The 16,063-nt window shown below is 32.7% G+C and carries 16 protein-coding genes; 7 read left to right on the top strand and 9 right to left on the bottom strand.

Going from position 1 to position 16,063, the window contains the following annotated elements; genetic code table 11:
* The first annotated feature begins 3 nt into the window (after window positions 1–3).
* From QBK95_RS13725 to QBK95_RS13715, 3 genes are all read left to right on the top strand, one after another.
* A complete protein-coding gene (locus QBK95_RS13725) occupies window positions 4–3,012 on the top strand; it encodes a serine hydrolase domain-containing protein (RefSeq protein WP_280934708.1) in 3,009 nt (1,002 codons plus the stop codon).
* 41 nt (window positions 3,013–3,053) lie between these two features.
* The gene (locus QBK95_RS13720) at window positions 3,054–3,956 is read left to right on the top strand and encodes an aldo/keto reductase (RefSeq protein ID WP_280934706.1); all 903 of its coding nucleotides are present in this window, start codon (window positions 3,054–3,056) and stop codon (window positions 3,954–3,956) included.
* Window positions 3,957–4,438: 482 nt separating this feature from the next.
* Window positions 4,439–4,891 (top strand): hypothetical protein, encoded by a 453-nt coding sequence (locus QBK95_RS13715; protein WP_280934704.1) that lies wholly within the window; start codon window positions 4,439–4,441, stop codon window positions 4,889–4,891.
* Window positions 4,892–4,909: 18 nt separating this feature from the next.
* Here QBK95_RS13715 and QBK95_RS13710 read toward each other — a convergent pair whose 3' ends face one another.
* The 3 genes from QBK95_RS13710 to QBK95_RS13700 are packed head-to-tail and all read right to left on the bottom strand — an operon-like array spanning window position 4,910 to window position 6,900.
* Complete coding sequence (locus QBK95_RS13710) at window positions 4,910–5,446, bottom strand: RsmD family RNA methyltransferase (RefSeq protein WP_280934702.1); 537 nt, start codon at window positions 5,444–5,446, stop codon at window positions 4,910–4,912.
* Between the two features lies 1 nt (window position 5,447).
* The gene (locus tag QBK95_RS13705) at window positions 5,448–6,272 is read right to left on the bottom strand and encodes a DUF3822 family protein (protein WP_280934701.1); all 825 of its coding nucleotides are present in this window, start codon (window positions 6,270–6,272) and stop codon (window positions 5,448–5,450) included.
* Window positions 6,253–6,900 (bottom strand): hypothetical protein, encoded by a 648-nt coding sequence (locus tag QBK95_RS13700; RefSeq protein ID WP_280934698.1) that lies wholly within the window; start codon window positions 6,898–6,900, stop codon window positions 6,253–6,255. Before QBK95_RS13700 ends, QBK95_RS13705 begins: the two co-directional genes overlap by 20 nt.
* A gap of 136 nt (window positions 6,901–7,036) precedes the next feature.
* Between QBK95_RS13700 and QBK95_RS13695 the strand changes: the two genes are divergently transcribed.
* From QBK95_RS13695 to QBK95_RS13675, 4 genes are all read left to right on the top strand, one after another.
* Window positions 7,037–8,464 carry an ATP-dependent DNA helicase gene (locus QBK95_RS13695; protein ID WP_280934696.1) on the top strand — a complete coding sequence of 476 codons (1,428 nt, stop codon included), beginning with the start codon at window positions 7,037–7,039 and terminating at the stop codon, window positions 8,462–8,464.
* Between the two features lie 12 nt (window positions 8,465–8,476).
* Complete coding sequence (locus QBK95_RS13690) at window positions 8,477–9,040, top strand: DUF4126 domain-containing protein (RefSeq protein ID WP_280934693.1); 564 nt, start codon at window positions 8,477–8,479, stop codon at window positions 9,038–9,040.
* A gap of 78 nt (window positions 9,041–9,118) precedes the next feature.
* Entirely contained in the window at window positions 9,119–10,963 is a 1,845-nt protein-coding gene (gene kdsB / locus QBK95_RS22950) for a 3-deoxy-manno-octulosonate cytidylyltransferase (protein WP_445012628.1), read from the top strand.
* A gap of 21 nt (window positions 10,964–10,984) precedes the next feature.
* Complete coding sequence (locus QBK95_RS13675) at window positions 10,985–11,542, top strand: 1-acyl-sn-glycerol-3-phosphate acyltransferase (RefSeq protein WP_280934691.1); 558 nt, start codon at window positions 10,985–10,987, stop codon at window positions 11,540–11,542.
* On the opposite strand, the gene QBK95_RS13670 is transcribed toward QBK95_RS13675, so the two are convergent.
* The 6 genes from QBK95_RS13670 to QBK95_RS13645 all read right to left on the bottom strand — a co-directional run bounded on the left by QBK95_RS13670 (window position 11,539) and on the right by QBK95_RS13645 (window position 15,872).
* Window positions 11,539–12,039 carry a hypothetical protein gene (locus QBK95_RS13670; RefSeq protein WP_280934690.1) on the bottom strand — a complete coding sequence of 167 codons (501 nt, stop codon included), beginning with the start codon at window positions 12,037–12,039 and terminating at the stop codon, window positions 11,539–11,541. The genes QBK95_RS13675 and QBK95_RS13670 overlap by 4 nt on opposite strands.
* Before the next feature lie 101 nt (window positions 12,040–12,140).
* The gene (locus QBK95_RS13665) at window positions 12,141–12,866 is read right to left on the bottom strand and encodes a YebC/PmpR family DNA-binding transcriptional regulator (RefSeq protein WP_280934688.1); all 726 of its coding nucleotides are present in this window, start codon (window positions 12,864–12,866) and stop codon (window positions 12,141–12,143) included.
* 74 nt (window positions 12,867–12,940) lie between these two features.
* On the bottom strand, window positions 12,941–13,228 hold the full coding sequence (locus QBK95_RS13660) for a 4a-hydroxytetrahydrobiopterin dehydratase (RefSeq protein WP_280934687.1): 288 nt from the start codon (window positions 13,226–13,228) through the stop codon (window positions 12,941–12,943).
* Between the two features lie 65 nt (window positions 13,229–13,293).
* Window positions 13,294–14,241: a septum formation inhibitor Maf gene (locus QBK95_RS13655; RefSeq protein ID WP_280934685.1), complete on the bottom strand. Its 948-nt coding sequence runs from the start codon at window positions 14,239–14,241 to the stop codon at window positions 13,294–13,296.
* 137 nt (window positions 14,242–14,378) lie between these two features.
* Entirely contained in the window at window positions 14,379–14,966 is a 588-nt protein-coding gene (locus tag QBK95_RS13650) for a Maf-like protein (protein ID WP_280934683.1), read from the bottom strand.
* 3 nt (window positions 14,967–14,969) lie between these two features.
* Entirely contained in the window at window positions 14,970–15,872 is a 903-nt protein-coding gene (locus QBK95_RS13645; RefSeq protein ID WP_280934681.1) for a geranylgeranylglycerol-phosphate geranylgeranyltransferase, read from the bottom strand.
* Between the last annotated feature and the right edge of the window lie 191 nt (window positions 15,873–16,063).

Raw genomic sequence — 16,063 nt, 5'->3', positions numbered from 1 at the left:
TTTGTGCGATATACTTTTAAAAAATATTTTCCCTGCATACTTTTTGTTTTTACAATTTCTGTTTTTTCTCAGCAACCAAGTTTTCTAAAATTAGAAGAGACAAATAATAGTCAATCGGATTCTGTAGCTATTTTAGAAAAAGAAGTTGATAAAGGACATAATCCATTGATCGTTGAAGCAGATTATGAAAAACAACAACAATGGGTGGATAGTATCTATAATAAAATGACCTTAAAAGAGAAAATAGGTCAGTTGTTTATGGTAGATGTGTTTTCTTCAAAATCAAAAAAAGAAACGGATAAAATAAAAACACTGATTGAGGAATATCATATTGGAGGAATTATTTTTTCTAAAGGAGGACCAAATCGACAAGCAAAATTAAATAATGAATATCAAGATTTATCTAAAGTTCCTTTACTTATAGGTATGGATGCAGAATGGGGATTGGCAATGCGATTAGATTCTACCAAAGCTTTTCCTTGGAATATGACGTTAGGTGCGATTCAGGATAATAACCTAATACAAGAAACAGGTCAACAGATAGCTAGGCATTGTAGACGATTGGGAGTTCATATTAATTTCGCACCAGTAGTGGATATGAATACCAATCCCAAAAATCCAATTATAGGAAATCGTTCTTTTGGTGAAGACAAAGATAATGTGACCGAGAAAGCGTTGGCTTTTATGAAAGGGATGCAAAAAGAAGGGGTATTATCTAGTGCTAAACATTTCCCTGGTCATGGTGATACAGATAGTGACTCTCATAAAACATTACCTACTATTAATTTTGATCAAAAAAGGATAGATAGTATAGAATTATATCCATACAGAAAGCTGATTGCAGATGGCTTATCTAGTGTTATGGTGGCGCATCTTAATATACCAAGTTTAGAACCCAGATCTGGATATCCTTCTTCGATTTCTGAAAATGTGGTTACAAACATCTTAAAAGATAGTCTTGGCTTTAAAGGGTTGATAATTACAGATGCTTTAAACATGAAAGGAGCATCAGACTTTAAAGCACCTGGCGATATCGATCTTGCAGCATTTTTGGCAGGTAACGATATTCTTTTAATATCAGAAGATGTCCCTTTGGCATCACAGAAAATTGTATCAGCGTATTATTCGGGTGCAATAACAGAAGAAAGATTGTCCCACTCTGTTCGTAAGATTCTACTAGCAAAATATAAAGTAGGACTTCATAAATATAAGCCAGTAAGCTTAGAGTATCTTCATGAAGAGTTAAATAGCGTAGCAAATGAAGTGCTTCATCATAAGTTAGTTGAAAATTCATTGACACTTATTAAGAACGATAGGGCTATTTTACCAGTTAAAAACCTAGATCTAAAAAAAGTAGCATACGTTTCTTTTGGAGATGATTCTGGAGAGGTGTTTCTCGAAGAATTGAATAAGTACACTCAGGTAGATTGGGTAAAAGGAAATCAGTTGCCAGATATATTGGATCAATTACGTAATTATAATTATGTGATTGTTGGGTTGCATAAATCGAATGCCAATCCTTGGAAAGATTATAAGTTTACAGATAAAGAATTGGTGTGGTTGTACGAAATAGCAAGGCTTAATAATACTGTCTTAAGTATCTTTTCTCGTCCGTATGCAATGTTAGATATGTTGACAACTACGAATTTTGAAGGAATCCTAATGGCGTATCAAAATAGCGAAGTAGCGCAGCAAAAGGCTGCTCAGTTGCTTTTTGGAGCTATAGAAGCAAAAGGGAAACTTCCTGTGAGTTTAGGAGAAGACTTCCCTTTGGAAACGGGTATAGAGACAAGATCTTTAAAACGTTTGTCATACGGTCTTCCTGAAACTGTAGGGATGAATTCACATAAGTTAGAACGTATAGATTCTATTGTAGATTTTACTTTAAAAAATAAAATGACACCTGGTTTGCAATTAATTGTAGCAAGAAAAGGTAAAGTGATTTTTAATAAAAATTATGGATATCATACATATGCTAAATCAAGAAAGGTCAAAGGTTCTGACATATATGACTTGGCATCGTTGACCAAAATTCTCGCAACACTTCCATTAACAATGGAGCTTAAAGATAAAGGGATTTTATCATTAGATACAAGAGTAGGTGAGATGTTACCTTCATTTAAAGATTCAAATAAAAAAGATATTACGGTTAGATCAATGCTTTCGCATTATGCAAGGCTAAGAGCTTGGATTCCGTTTTTTCTAAAAACATTAGATACTGTTACATCTAAACCTGATCAAAAATACTATAGAAACAAACTCTCAGATGAATTTAATATTAGAGTTACTGGTAATCTTTATCTGAGAAGTGATATGAAGGATTCTTTGATGTTAAGAATAAAGGATAGTGAATTACGAAACAGGCTTAGTTATAAATATAGTGATTTACCATATTATTTAATGAAATCCTATATAGAAAACCATTACGGAAATACACTGAACGCTTTGACGCAACAACATTTTTATAGGGCCTTGGGAGCAAGTAATGCTGGATATTTACCATTGAGTAGATTTGATAAAAAACGGATTGTCCCTACCGAAAATGATCAAGCGTATAGAAAAGAAATTATCCATGGATATGTACATGATCAAGGCGCAGCAATGTTCGGTGGTATTGGTGGTCATGCTGGTTTATTTGCTAATGCAAACGATGTTACGAAGATTATGCAAATGTATCTTAATGGCGGTTATTATGGAGGGAAACAATATATCAGAAGTCAGACTATTGATGAATTTAATACCTGTACATATTGTTATAAAGATGTAAGAAGAGGAATAGGTTTTGATAAACCTCAGTTAGGAGATGTAGGACCAACCTGTGGTTGTATCTCTATGAATAGTTTTGGACATAGTGGTTTTACAGGCACATTTACTTGGGCAGATCCAGAAGAAGAAATTGTATATGTGTTCCTGAGTAATCGTACTTTTCCTGACTCTGCAAATCGGAAGCTAATATCTAATGATATCCGTTCAGAAATTCAGAGAGTGATATACGAAGCAATAAATTATTAATTGCACCTATTTCTTTGTTGAATCTCAAAAAAATGAAATAAATGAATACTAAAGTTTCAGAGCAAGGCCCAGTATTTTCTAAGATCGTAGCAGGATGTATGAATTGGGGAGCATGGGGAGTTAATCTAGAAGTTGAACAATCTCAAAAATTAATAGAAGATTGTCTGTCTATTGGGGTTACAACCTTTGATCATGCAGATATTTATGGACATTATACGACAGAAACATTGTTTGGTAATGCAATAAAAGGGAACTCAAGCCTGAGACAACAGATACAATTAGTGACTAAATGTGGAATTAGATTAGTTACCCCTAATAGGCCAGATAATCAAATTAAATCTTATAAGACTACTAAAAAATATATACTAGAATCTGTAGAACAATCACTCAAGAATTTACAAACAGATTATATTGATATGATATTGATTCATAGACCAAGCCCTCTTATGAATCCAGTAGACATTGCAGAAGCTTTTAATAGTTTAAAATCTAGTGGTAAAGTATTGCATTTCGGAGTATCTAATTTTACTACCTCTCAATTTGAGATGCTTAACACATTTTTCCCATTACAAACTAATCAAATAGAAATATCACCTCTTCATTTGACCCCTTTTATCGATGGAACGTTGGATCAATGTATTCAGCATGCTATAAAACCTATGGCATATTCCACGCTAGCAGGTGGAAAGTTTTTCTCAAAACAACCTGAAGACAAAGTAATAAGAATCAATAAGGTGATTCATGTGCTGAAAGAAAAATACAATGTATCTGCAGATCAGATATTAACAGCTTGGTTGTTAAAACATCCTGCAGGTATTTTGCCAATAATAGGTTCTACTAAAATAAATAGAATTCAATCCGCTGTAGATTCTTTGTCACTTCAAATTACAGATGAAGAATGGTTTAGAGTATGGGAAGCTTCTATCGGAGAAGAAGTAGCTTAACTTTTTTGAATAATTTAGGATATTAGTAATCGCTGATATCATGTCTTGAAAATATTTTTTTGGTTTTATTTTAATGGACTGATAAATAATGATTTGACTATTATTTCAAAAAAAGTTCGAAAAATGAGGTAACAAAATTACTGTTTATGACATTAATATATAGTGAGGGCAAAGTTCGATGATTAGGGTAGGCACTTAATTGAATACGCATTCGCTAAGAAATCAATAGCTACGGTTGTATGTGGGGTATGTGCGCCGTAGCTAGATTTTGTTGTTTTTTGAGTTTTAAAATTCTCAACAAATTGTGAATAACTATGCATGCATTGTTAATAAAATGTAGCTAAATCATTTTTTTATAGTTTTTTTGTGTACATTTATCTGGCACAATGCAAGACCCTTATATGGCTTTATTGATTTTCATGAAGTCATATTGTATAAGTTAAACCACAAATCGTCATAATTTTAATCTCACAACCCGCCCAATGAGCAACTATAAGCTTACGATTATTGGATTAGTAATATCCATATTCGTTTATTTTACAGCTATTTTTTTAGAACTAGACCTTTTTGAACAAGCCTTGGCATTTTTGGCTAGTATAGAACAATTCGAATTCGATGAGTTTATTATTCCACTTCTGATCTTTTCTTTATTTCTGGTGTTTGATATGCGCAGACGCGTTAAGAAAATCAAGCTAGAGAATGCTAAACTAAATATTTATAAAGCAATGCTGTCTTCTAGTCATCATATTTTAAATAACTTTATTTATCAGATGGATATATTTAAGATAACTGCAGAAGATACTCCAGGTTTTGATGCCAAAATATTGGCTTTTTACGAGGATATTATAAGTAATACTTCACATCAAATTTATTCACTTAGCAACCTTCCTAGTATTGATGAGTATTCAATACGAACTTCTGTAATGACTGGATAGAGTGTGTATTAGAGTTAATTATTTTTCAAAAAAACTAAATACAGATCCTCCGTATTTTCGGGAATGACTAAAATTAGGAGTATTATCAATGTTGGTGTGTTTGGAGTGTTCAATGATTAATACGCCATCTTTATTGAGAAGATCGTTCTCAAAAACTAAGGTTGCAATTTTTTGAAACTGTTCTGTTGTGAAATCATAAGGGGGATCTGCAAAGATGATATCCGATTTTCGTTTTACCTTTTCGAGATAACTGTAGACGTCGCTTTTAATAGTTTCAATATTGAAATCCAATTCTTTGGCAATACTTTTTATATATCCTACACAGGGATAATGAGCATCTACAGCAGTAATTTGTTGTGATCCGCGAGAAGCAAATTCATAACTGATATTACCTGTTCCTGCAAATAAGTCTAAAAGAGTGACTTGAGAAAAGACATAATGATGGTTTAAAATATTAAACAACCCCTCTTTTGCCATATCTGTTGTAGGACGTACAGGTAGTTTTTTTGGAGCCTGTAATCGCTTTCCTTTATATATTCCAGAAATAATTCGCATATCAAAAATTACTTAGTAAAACAAAATGTTGGTGCGCTTCTATTGGTAATAAGGATTCTGAAATTTTAATTGCTTCATTTTTATTCCCAAAATCTATATGACGAATATATTTGTAAGCCAATGTATAGCAATCACTATTTTTAGAGATGTCTCCAAGAAAAATTAGCTGAAATTCTTCTGGATTCAATCGTAATTGCTCTACGGTAAACATCAAATAGTATAAAAAGTCCTCGTTAGAATCATAAATATATGAGTTACCAAGCACCAATTTACCTTTATTTATTACAATAAGGTCAAAACTAGCGGCATGCATATGCGCATATACGCAAGCAGCTTCGTTATTTTTTTCTTTAGAAAGAAGTGTGTCAATCAATACGGAAGATGAGTGCTTAAAAGTGAAAGAACCAAAAGCTTCAAAAAAGAAATTATTGATGTTGATGTACGGGATATATACCGTAACAAGATCGTGTTGATCTAACTCATCATATACGATAAAATCGTTTTCTAATATTTTTATATTATGCTTTAGATACTCTTTAAGCAACTCTTGATCAAATAAAGCCTTTGGTACAAATGTATACAGGTCGTTTTGATAAATAACTTCAACAGAACTAAAATCGTATTTTAGTTGAGGGTAAGTATTAAAAGCATTTTTGATTTTATCCAAAGTCTGTTCTGGAGACAATTGCATCCCAAAATTCTCCTGCTCCAGAGCAATAATCTCATTGTCAGAATTTACTGTGCAAAAAGAAAGTCCATTCAGGCTTACCTGAATGGACAATATGTATTTTGTGGTTTCTGTATTATTATTGGTCGTTTGAACCATAAGATTTAGGCCAGTTACCAGTAGTATTTACTTCTATCATAGATCCTACAGAAAGATGTGTACCATTTACACCATCTACCGATTGCACTTCTTTTTCTTGAAATAACAAATCTTTATCAAGATCATGTAATAAGATATCTTTAGCAACTTTTGCTTCAAAAACAGCGATCCTAATTCCATTTTTATCAATAAAACCAGCATCAAGATCAAACTTAGCATCTTTACCTTCAACAGGAACTGTCATCATATTTCTATAACGATCACTTCCTTGAAATAAGGAATCCTTAATTGAAGCATACCCAAGTGTATCAACTACAACAGTATCTCTTGGTTCGTCGATTTGTAGTATTTTGTTAAAACTGATAAAGCTAGAATCCCTACGTTGCGTAAGTGTGAACTTAGCTGTATCTATAAAAGCAATTAATTTAGCTGGATCTTTCTCAAACTTTCCAGTTACTGTTTTATGAGCTAACTCGGCTTTTCGGATATCCTTTAAGCTTTCAATTGCTTGTGCATAACGCACTTCTTTTACTTTATTGAATCTTACTGGACCCATAACAGAATTATATACCAGGTATCCCAAGGCTGCGATAACTACCCATAGAACTAATTGAAGAACAATTTTCATTTTATAATTTAGCTTTTAGACATTAGTGTATACGCAAATCTACAATTTTTTTTTAATCGTAAAAGTTTATAGCCAAAAAATCATTGTTATCTTTGATTTATTAACAAATTATAGATTTAATTATTACCGATATTTCATGAGGGAAACAGAATTTTACCAACTACTTAAAAACGATTTTCCTTTTGAACCCACTCTAAAACAAGATGTTGTACTTCAGAAACTTTCTGCTTTCATCTTATCAGGATCAAAAGATTCACTTTTTTTGCTCAAAGGGTATGCAGGTACAGGAAAAACAACTTTAATAGGAACATTGGTTAAAAACCTGTGGAAAGCAAAACTTAGCTCCGTTTTGTTAGCGCCTACAGGTCGTGCTGCTAAAGTAATTAGTAATTATTCGGGTAGACATGCGCAGACGATACATAGAAATATATATTACCCCAAAAAAACAAGTAGTGGTGGTCTTGCTTTTCAATTAAAACAAAATAAAAGCAGAAATACGGTTTTTATAGTTGATGAAGCTTCTATGATACCAGATACACCTAGTGATAGTAAATTATTTGAGAATGGATCACTTTTAGATGATTTAATGATGTATGTGTACTCTGGACATAATTGTAAAGTCCTTTTTATTGGAGACACAGCACAGTTGCCACCTGTAAAATTAGAAGTAAGTCCTGCATTGGATCCAGATACGCTATCTATGGGATTTAATAAAGAAGTCACACAGATAGAATTAGATGAAGTGGTAAGACAGGCAGAAAATAGTGGTATTCTTATGAATGCAACTTCATTAAGAGAATTGTTAAATGATGGGTTTTATGAATCTTTTCAGTTTGATGTAAACGGATATCCTGATATCATTCGATTAATAGATGGTCATGATATTATGGATGCACTAAATGATTCTTATGCCAGTTCTGGTCACGAAGAATCAGTAATTATACTAAGATCTAATAAAAGAGCGAATACTTATAATCAACAAATACGATCCAGAATACTTTTTCAAGAAGAAGAACTTTCTGCAGGAGATTATTTGATGGTGGTTAAGAATAATTATTTCTGGTTGGATGCTAAAAGTGAAGCAGGTTTTATAGCTAATGGAGATATTATTAAAATACTTGAAATCTATGCAATTAAAGAATTATACGGTTTCCGCTTTGCAGAAGTAAAAATTGCTATGGTAGATTATCCAGATCAAAAACCATTGGAAACGGTATTGATTTTGGATACGTTAACTTCAGAAACGCCTTCATTATCTTATGAAGAATCTAATAAGTTGTATCAAGAGGTAATGAAAGATTTTGAAGGAGAGAAGTCGAAATATAAAAAATTTCTGGGAGTAAAGAACAACAAGTTTTTTAATGGGTTACAAGTAAAATTCTCCTATGCAATCACTTGTCATAAATCACAAGGAGGTCAATGGGATACTGTCTTTATAGAACAACCATATCTTCCAGAAGGAATCAATAAAGATTATTTACGTTGGTTGTATACTGCAGTTACACGTGCTAAACAAAAATTGTATCTTATTGGGTTTAAGGATGATTTTTTTATCGAAAACTAATATTTAAAAAAAATGGAAGAAACAATTTTAAGTATATGTTTGGGGATCGGACTAGCAGCTTCTGTTGGTTTTAGAGTGTTTTTACCACTATTAGCAGTTAGTTTAGCGGGTCATTATGGCGTTATTCCTTTAAATTCTGATTGGGAATGGGTAGGGAGTAACATAGCCTTAATCGTTTTATCTATAGCTACAGTAGTCGAGATTCTGGCCTATTATATTCCATGGTTTGATAATTTGCTCGATACGATAGCGATTCCGCTTGCGGCGATTGCAGGAACAGCAGTTATGGTATCAACTGTTGCAAACCTGAGCCCTGTGGTTACTTGGGCTCTTGCTATTATTGCAGGTGGAGGGACAGCAACAACGGTAAAAAGTACTATGGGAGCGTCTCGATTAACATCTACAGCAACAACTGGAGGATTAGCAAATCCTGCTATTGCTACTGTAGAAACAGGAACAGCTTCAATTATGTCTTTGGTATCTATTTTTATAGCGCCTTTGGCAATTATATTAGTAATATTGTTGTTCTTTGGTTTAAGAAAGGTTTATAAAAAACTATTCGCTCGGTCTTCTTGAAAATCGATTTAAAAAAGTTATTTTTGACCCTGCAAAAAGCAAGCAATTTTGAACAAAACTAAGCTAAAAACGATCGCAATGATTCCTGCGAGATATGCTGCATCCCGATTTCCTGGGAAATTAATGCAGGATCTTGAGGGTAAAACAGTGATTTTAAGAACCTATGAAGCCGCAGTAAATACATCCTTGTTTAGTGAGGTATATGTAGTTACGGATAGTGATATTATCTATAATGAAATCACATCTCATGGAGGAAAAGCAATTATGAGTATCAAAGAACATGATTGTGGTAGTGATAGGATTGCTGAGGCAGTAGAACAAATGGATGTTGATATTGTTGTCAACGTTCAAGGAGATGAACCTTTTACTGAAAGAGAAAGCTTAGAAAAGGTTTTACAGGTTTTTCAGGAAGAAGATGCGGACCGAATAGATTTGGCAAGCCTAATGACTCCAATGAATGATTGGGATGATATTGTAAACCCTAACAGTGTTAAGGTGATTGTGGATAAAGATGATTATGCACTTTATTTTTCACGTGCTCCAATCCCATATCCTAGAGATAAAGAAATAAACCATACATATTATAAGCATAAAGGGATTTATGCATTTCGAAAACAAGCTATTTTAGATTTTTATCGCCTACCGATGAGAACTTTAGAAGCTTCAGAAAAAATTGAATGTATTCGATACCTGGAATATGGTAAGAATATTAAAATGATAGAAACTCATCATGAAGGTGTGGAAATAGATACCCCAGAAGATTTAGAAAAAGCTAGAAAATTAATTAATAAACAGAATTTTTTGAATATTACATCTACTGTTACTCCTGAGGTTAAAGAATCCATCCATAAGAACTTTCCTATGGTACCAAGAGTGGTTTTTGGTAAAGGATCATTTAACCAAATTGATCAAATCCTTTCTTCAGAAAGAAAGAATGGAGCCCCTTTTATTTATCTTATAGATGATGTTTTTGAAAATAATAAAGCATTTATTGAAGATAGAATAGACTTATCTGGTAATGACAAAATAATATACATATCTACAGAAGAAGAACCTAAGACTACTCAAGTAGATTTGCTCGTTTCAGAAATAAAAAGAACACATAGCTTTACACCAAGTGGAATTATTGGTATTGGTGGAGGATCCATAATGGATTTGGCGAAGGCTGTTGCTATTATGATAAATAATACAGGGAGTGCTACCGAGTACCAAGGCTGGGATTTGGTTGAGAATAAAGCTGTCTATCATGTTGGGATTCCCACAATTTCGGGAACAGGAGCAGAAGTGTCGAGAACAACTGTATTGACGGGTCCTGAAAAAAAACTAGGTATTAATTCTGATTTTACACCTTTTGATCAGGTAATATTAGATCCTGAACTGATAAAAGATGTACCTAAAGATCAATGGTTCTATACGGGTATGGATTGTTATATTCACTGTATCGAATCTTTAAAAGGGACATATCTAAATGCATTTAGCCAGAGTTATGGTGAAAAGGCGTATGATTTGTGTAAAGAGATATTTTTGGATAATACGTTGGCAAAGGAAGAAGCAGATGCTAAGTTGATGATGGCGTCTTGGCATGGAGGGATGAGTATTGCATATTCTCAAGTAGGTGTAGCACATGCTATGAGTTATGGTCTTGCCTATGTATTAGGTGTTAAACATGGAATTGGTAATTGTATTGTGTTTGATAAATTAGGAGAATACTATCCAGAAGGTGTAGCACTATTTAAGAAAATGAAAGAAGTTCATAATATTGAACTACCTTCAGGAGTTTGTGCCAATGTCACAGAAAAGCAATTAGATGTTATGGCTTCTGTTGCTCTTGGTTTATCGCCTTTATGGGAAAATGCTTTAGGTAAGAATTGGCAGGAAAAGATAAACGCAGATATCCTTAAGGCAATTTATCGTACATTGTAATCCTAAATCTAAAGTAACATTATGAGGCAATTATCATCTTTTATATTTCATAAAATAATGGGGTGGAAGATGATAGGAGATTTTGATGGTGATCATATAAAGAAGTGCGTGGTTATTGTTGTTCCTCATACGAGTTGGCATGACTTTTATATGGGTTTGCTTGTAAGACAAGTGGCAGGAGTCAAAATAAGTTTTATGGGAAAGAAAGAACTTTTTAAATGGCCATTTGGATGGTATTTTAAGAAAGTAGGAGGTATCCCATTGGATAGAACTTCAGGGCAGAATAAAGTAGAAGCTATTGCTAAGGAGTTTAAGAAACGTGAAGAATTAAGGTTAACATTAGCTCCAGAAGGAACAAGAAAAAAAGTATCTTCTTGGAAAACAGGATTTTATTATATCGCTAAAACGGCCAATGTACCTATTGTTATGGTAGCATTTAATTTTGGTCAAAAGAAAATACAAATTTCATCAGCATTTTATCCTACAGATGATATAGAAAAGGACATCAAGTTTATGTATGATTTTTTTAAAGGCGTAAAGGGAAAAGTTCCTGAATATAGTTTTGAACCTGAGGATTAAAATTTACGAATATTTTCTTTTTTGATTTCTTCTTCTTGTTTTTCTTCTACATTTCCACCACCAAAAATTAATTCTGTACTAGAGAATGTGGTGCCAAAAGTTTTTGCCGCAAGATATACTTGAGAAATAGCACTTTCTACTTGTTCTGTGCTCAATTCCTTTAACGGATGAACATAGGCAGACCAAAGAATTCCATTAGAGATTGCATATTTTACATCAAGTGCAGAATGAAAATTCGCGGTCATAGAATCTAGTAATAAATCTTTATCGAGATTATCTGATTCTGTAATCGGTGCAATAATACGCATTCTGTTATTGGTAGCATCTGTTACACATAGCATAGGAGTTTCTTTGTATACAAATTGCCAATTTCCAGTAACTCCCGCAATAGTATCTGCGTTTTTAGTAATAATTTCACCTAAGGTTACATTGTTCATGTGCTGAGCTTGCGAAAGTAATCCAAAACTTAGAAATGCAATATAAATCAGTTGTCTCATAAATGTGCTAATTTTTATCTTGGTCGAAAAGTGAATTTAAACATAACAAAAAAAGACTGCTTTACAGGCAGTCTTTTCATAAAGTATTGTTATTCTTTTATTTACTCATCAGAAGAAGATTCTTCCATAGTGTGATAAACATTCTGTACATCATCATCTTCTTCAATCTTTTCTAGAAGTTTTTCAACATCAGCAGCTTGTTCTGGAGTAAGTTTTTTAGTGACTTGAGGGATTCTTTCAAAACCAGATGATAAAATTTCTATCTCACGACTTTCTAATTCTTTTTGAATAGCGCCGAAACTACCAAAAGGAGCATATATTAATATTCCATCTTCGTCCTGGAAAACTTCTTCAGCACCAAAATCAATAAATTCTAATTCTAATTCTTCGGGATCAAGACCTTCTGCATTAATTCGAAAATTACAGGTATGATCAAACATAAATTCTACAGAGCCCGAAGTCCCTAAATTTCCATCACATTTATTGAAATATGATCTCACATTAGCAACTGTTCTATTATTATTATCAGTGGCAGTTTCTACAAGAATTGCAATACCGTGTGGAGCATATCCTTCAAAAAGGACTTCTTTATAATCACTTTGATCTTTGTCGGAAGCTCTTTTAATAGCACGTTCTACATTGTCTTTGGGCATATTAACCGCCTTAGCATTCTGAATGACTGCTCTTAGGCGTGAATTAGAATCAGGATCAGGACCTCCTTCTTTTACAGCCATTACAATGTCTTTACCAATACGAGTAAACGCTTTGGACATTGCTGACCAACGTTTCATTTTACGTGCCTTTCTGAACTCAAAAGCTCTTCCCATAATCTAAATTTAAAATCTGAATACAAACATAAGTAGAATGGTTTTTTTTAACAAACCCAATCCTGTTGAATTTATCAATCTCCTACTATAATATCATCAATTATTTTGGCAAGTGTAAAATCATTTTCTGTTACGCCATCAGCATCATGTGTGGATAGACTTATGGCTAATTTATTATAAACATTAGCCCAATCTGGGTGATGCTGTTGTGCTTCAGCCTCAAATGCAATACGAGTCATTACAGAAAAGGCATCTTTAAAGTCATTAAATTCGAACGTGGTATGAATCGCATTATCATGATATTCCCATCCGTCAATATCCTTTAAACGCTCTTGTATTTCTGATTCTGATAGTTTTTTCATTATAGTATGGTTGATTAGTTTTATAGTTACTTTTATTTTATGAATTGATTATTCGCTAATATATTTTATTTTAGCCCTAATTCATTTCGTAATGCTTCATCCGTATTACTGTTTTTACCCCAATATGCTGATTTAATACGCTTTAATTTTGTAGCTTTTGTGGTAAGTTCTTTCGCATTCGGACCAAATCCACTTTTGAAAGTTTCTGTCCAACTTTCTATTTCATGAGGAAAAGAATTATTAAAAACGATACTGACGCTTCTATTTAGTTCTGGATACGTTATCGTATAGGTGTCTAGATTTGTGTCTTTTGTTAAAGAGGCTTTTGCAGTATATGCTTTTATTTCTTTGTGCCTTAGTCTACTATATTCGAATGAAGGAATAATTTGTACATCTCCTTGTGGTAAATTGTCAGGATCAATTCTGATTTTAGTCCATAATTCGTTTTCAAGAATAGCTTTTTCTAATGTGAAATTCTGATCTGCTTCTCCTTGAAAATAAGAATGTGATATTACTTCAAACTCCTTTCTGTTGTTTAATTGCGCATACACGTGTCCACACCATTCTTGCATAGAGCTAGAGATTTTAATTGCATGTTTATTGTCTGATACTGGATAAAAAGTACTTTGCATAATCGAATAAGGATAGATACCAGTATTAAATTTTTTAGTAGCATTTAGTTTAAGTACTGGGATATTATCAGATTTTTGGTAATCTGCTTTGACTTGTTCCTTTGATAAAAAATCTTCGGTTACATAAATTAAAACAGCTTTTCCTTTTCTTATTTCCCCATATCTTGCTTGTTCTAGCTCGTATGACGTAATTTCAGCATCACCAGCATACCAGTATTTTTTGAAATCGGGAGAGCGTTTTTTCGAAGACTCTAATTTCGTTTTTTGATTTTCAGTATTTATGTCGATCTTAGTTTTGGAAACTCCATCAGCTTTGATATTGCTACACGCAACAATTACTAATACCCCAAGTACTCCGAACAATAGCAATGACTTTTTCATAATGTAATTTTTAATGCTTCTTTAGTAGTAAAACAGGATGAATAATTACTGTTAAGAATATGTATAAGTAAATAACTAGTAGATTTTATCTAGATACTATAGCGTAACAGGGTTCATGAGTCTAAATTACAACAAAGCTATGATCTAGCAATTTCTATTAACGTTTCATAAACAAGTTGTACGGGTAACCCCATAACATTAAAATAGCTTCCTTCAATATGCGTGATACCAATGTATCCAATCCATTCTTGTATACCATAAGAACCAGCTTTGTCCATTGGTAAAAATGTATTTACATAATAATCTATTTCTTCAGTAGTAAGCGCCTTAAAAGTAACTTTTGTTGTTTGATTGATAATTTTAGTAGCATTGGACGTCTTAAAACAAACTGAGGTTATCACTTTATGTGTATCACCAGACAATGAAGCGATCATTGCTTTAGCATCCTCAATATTTTTAGGTTTCCCTATAGCTTGATTACGATGCCATACGATCGTATCGCTGGTGACAAGGATGTCATTTGGTGCAAGCTTTGTAAATGCGGTTGATTTTAGTTTGGCTAAATAATCTGATATTTCGGAACCTTTAAGATGATCAGGATATATTTCTTCAATTTCTTTTAATTGAATAGTGAAATCTAAATCAAGATCTTTAAAAAATTGTTGCCTTCGTGGGGATCCTGAAGCTAGAATAAGATTATAATTTTTTAGTATATCCTTTAGCATAACTTATTTTAAAATAAACTGGTATAACAATAACGATAATGAGGCTAAAAACAATACTAATTTTAAAATTAGACTAAGTGTCTTAAAATCTTTATTGGTCTCTGCGTTCCAACTCTTAAACATAAAATATAAAAGAGGAGCTACTAATATCCCCAAAACTAACACCACTGCTACAGAATTACTAAATAAATAGGTGTATACATAATAGATAATTAATGCAATCGGAATAATAGTTAATCCACTGATAAGCTTGGTTGTGCGATCTTTTCCTAAAACAATAGGAATTGTTCGTATTCCTGCATTATGATCTTTATCAATCATGAGACAATCTTTCACAATTTCTCTAATAGTTACAACGATAAAAGCAAAAAAGGAATAATCAACTATGATTAGAAAAATCACTTTTTGAGAAGCCAAGTTTTTTTCAGTAATTGCTGGAAGTAAATCAAAAATTCCAACAGCAATTAAACCCAAAGCCATCATAATTCCTACTAAAACATTTTTAAGTACCAGAATTTCCTTTAGATGTGTTGCATAGATATAAAAGATACCAGAAACAACAATAAATAAAGCGGCCAACTTTGGTTTTCCTATGATATTGGATAAATAAAAACCAATACAAACACCAATTACATTAAAAATTATAAACAAACGATTGGCAACCTTTTCTGATAGTATTCCATTCATAAGTCCTTTGGCATTTGGATGCTCTTTATCTTGTATCTCGAGCATTACATTTTCGGCTGCAACCAAAGAGATAGTAGAAATTATTAAAAGAAAAATTCCGAAACCATTTAAAGTTATATCAATATCAAAAGGCTCAAAAAGCCCGTATTTAATACAGAGCTGAGCTATGGCTATAAGAATTAGATTATCAAATTTAATAAGCTTTAAATATCCTTGCATGAAAAGAAAGTTGTTTTAGTTCGCAAATGTAATAATTAATCCTTTTGTGTAGCCATTAACTTAACTCCAGTAATCCTTTGTTTTATAACAAACCAGTATCTTATTAACGTTAATGCAGGGTTAACGACCTTAAATCCTAAGGCTTCATCAATGTTATATAATAAATTTGATCTCATCAACAATCAAAAAAC

The sequence above is a fragment of the Aquimarina mycalae genome (assembly GCF_029906345.1).
Classification (GTDB): domain Bacteria; phylum Bacteroidota; class Bacteroidia; order Flavobacteriales; family Flavobacteriaceae; genus Aquimarina.
The sequence above is the reverse complement of the archived record's forward strand: the minus strand, read 5'-3'. Positions and strand labels throughout refer to the sequence as shown.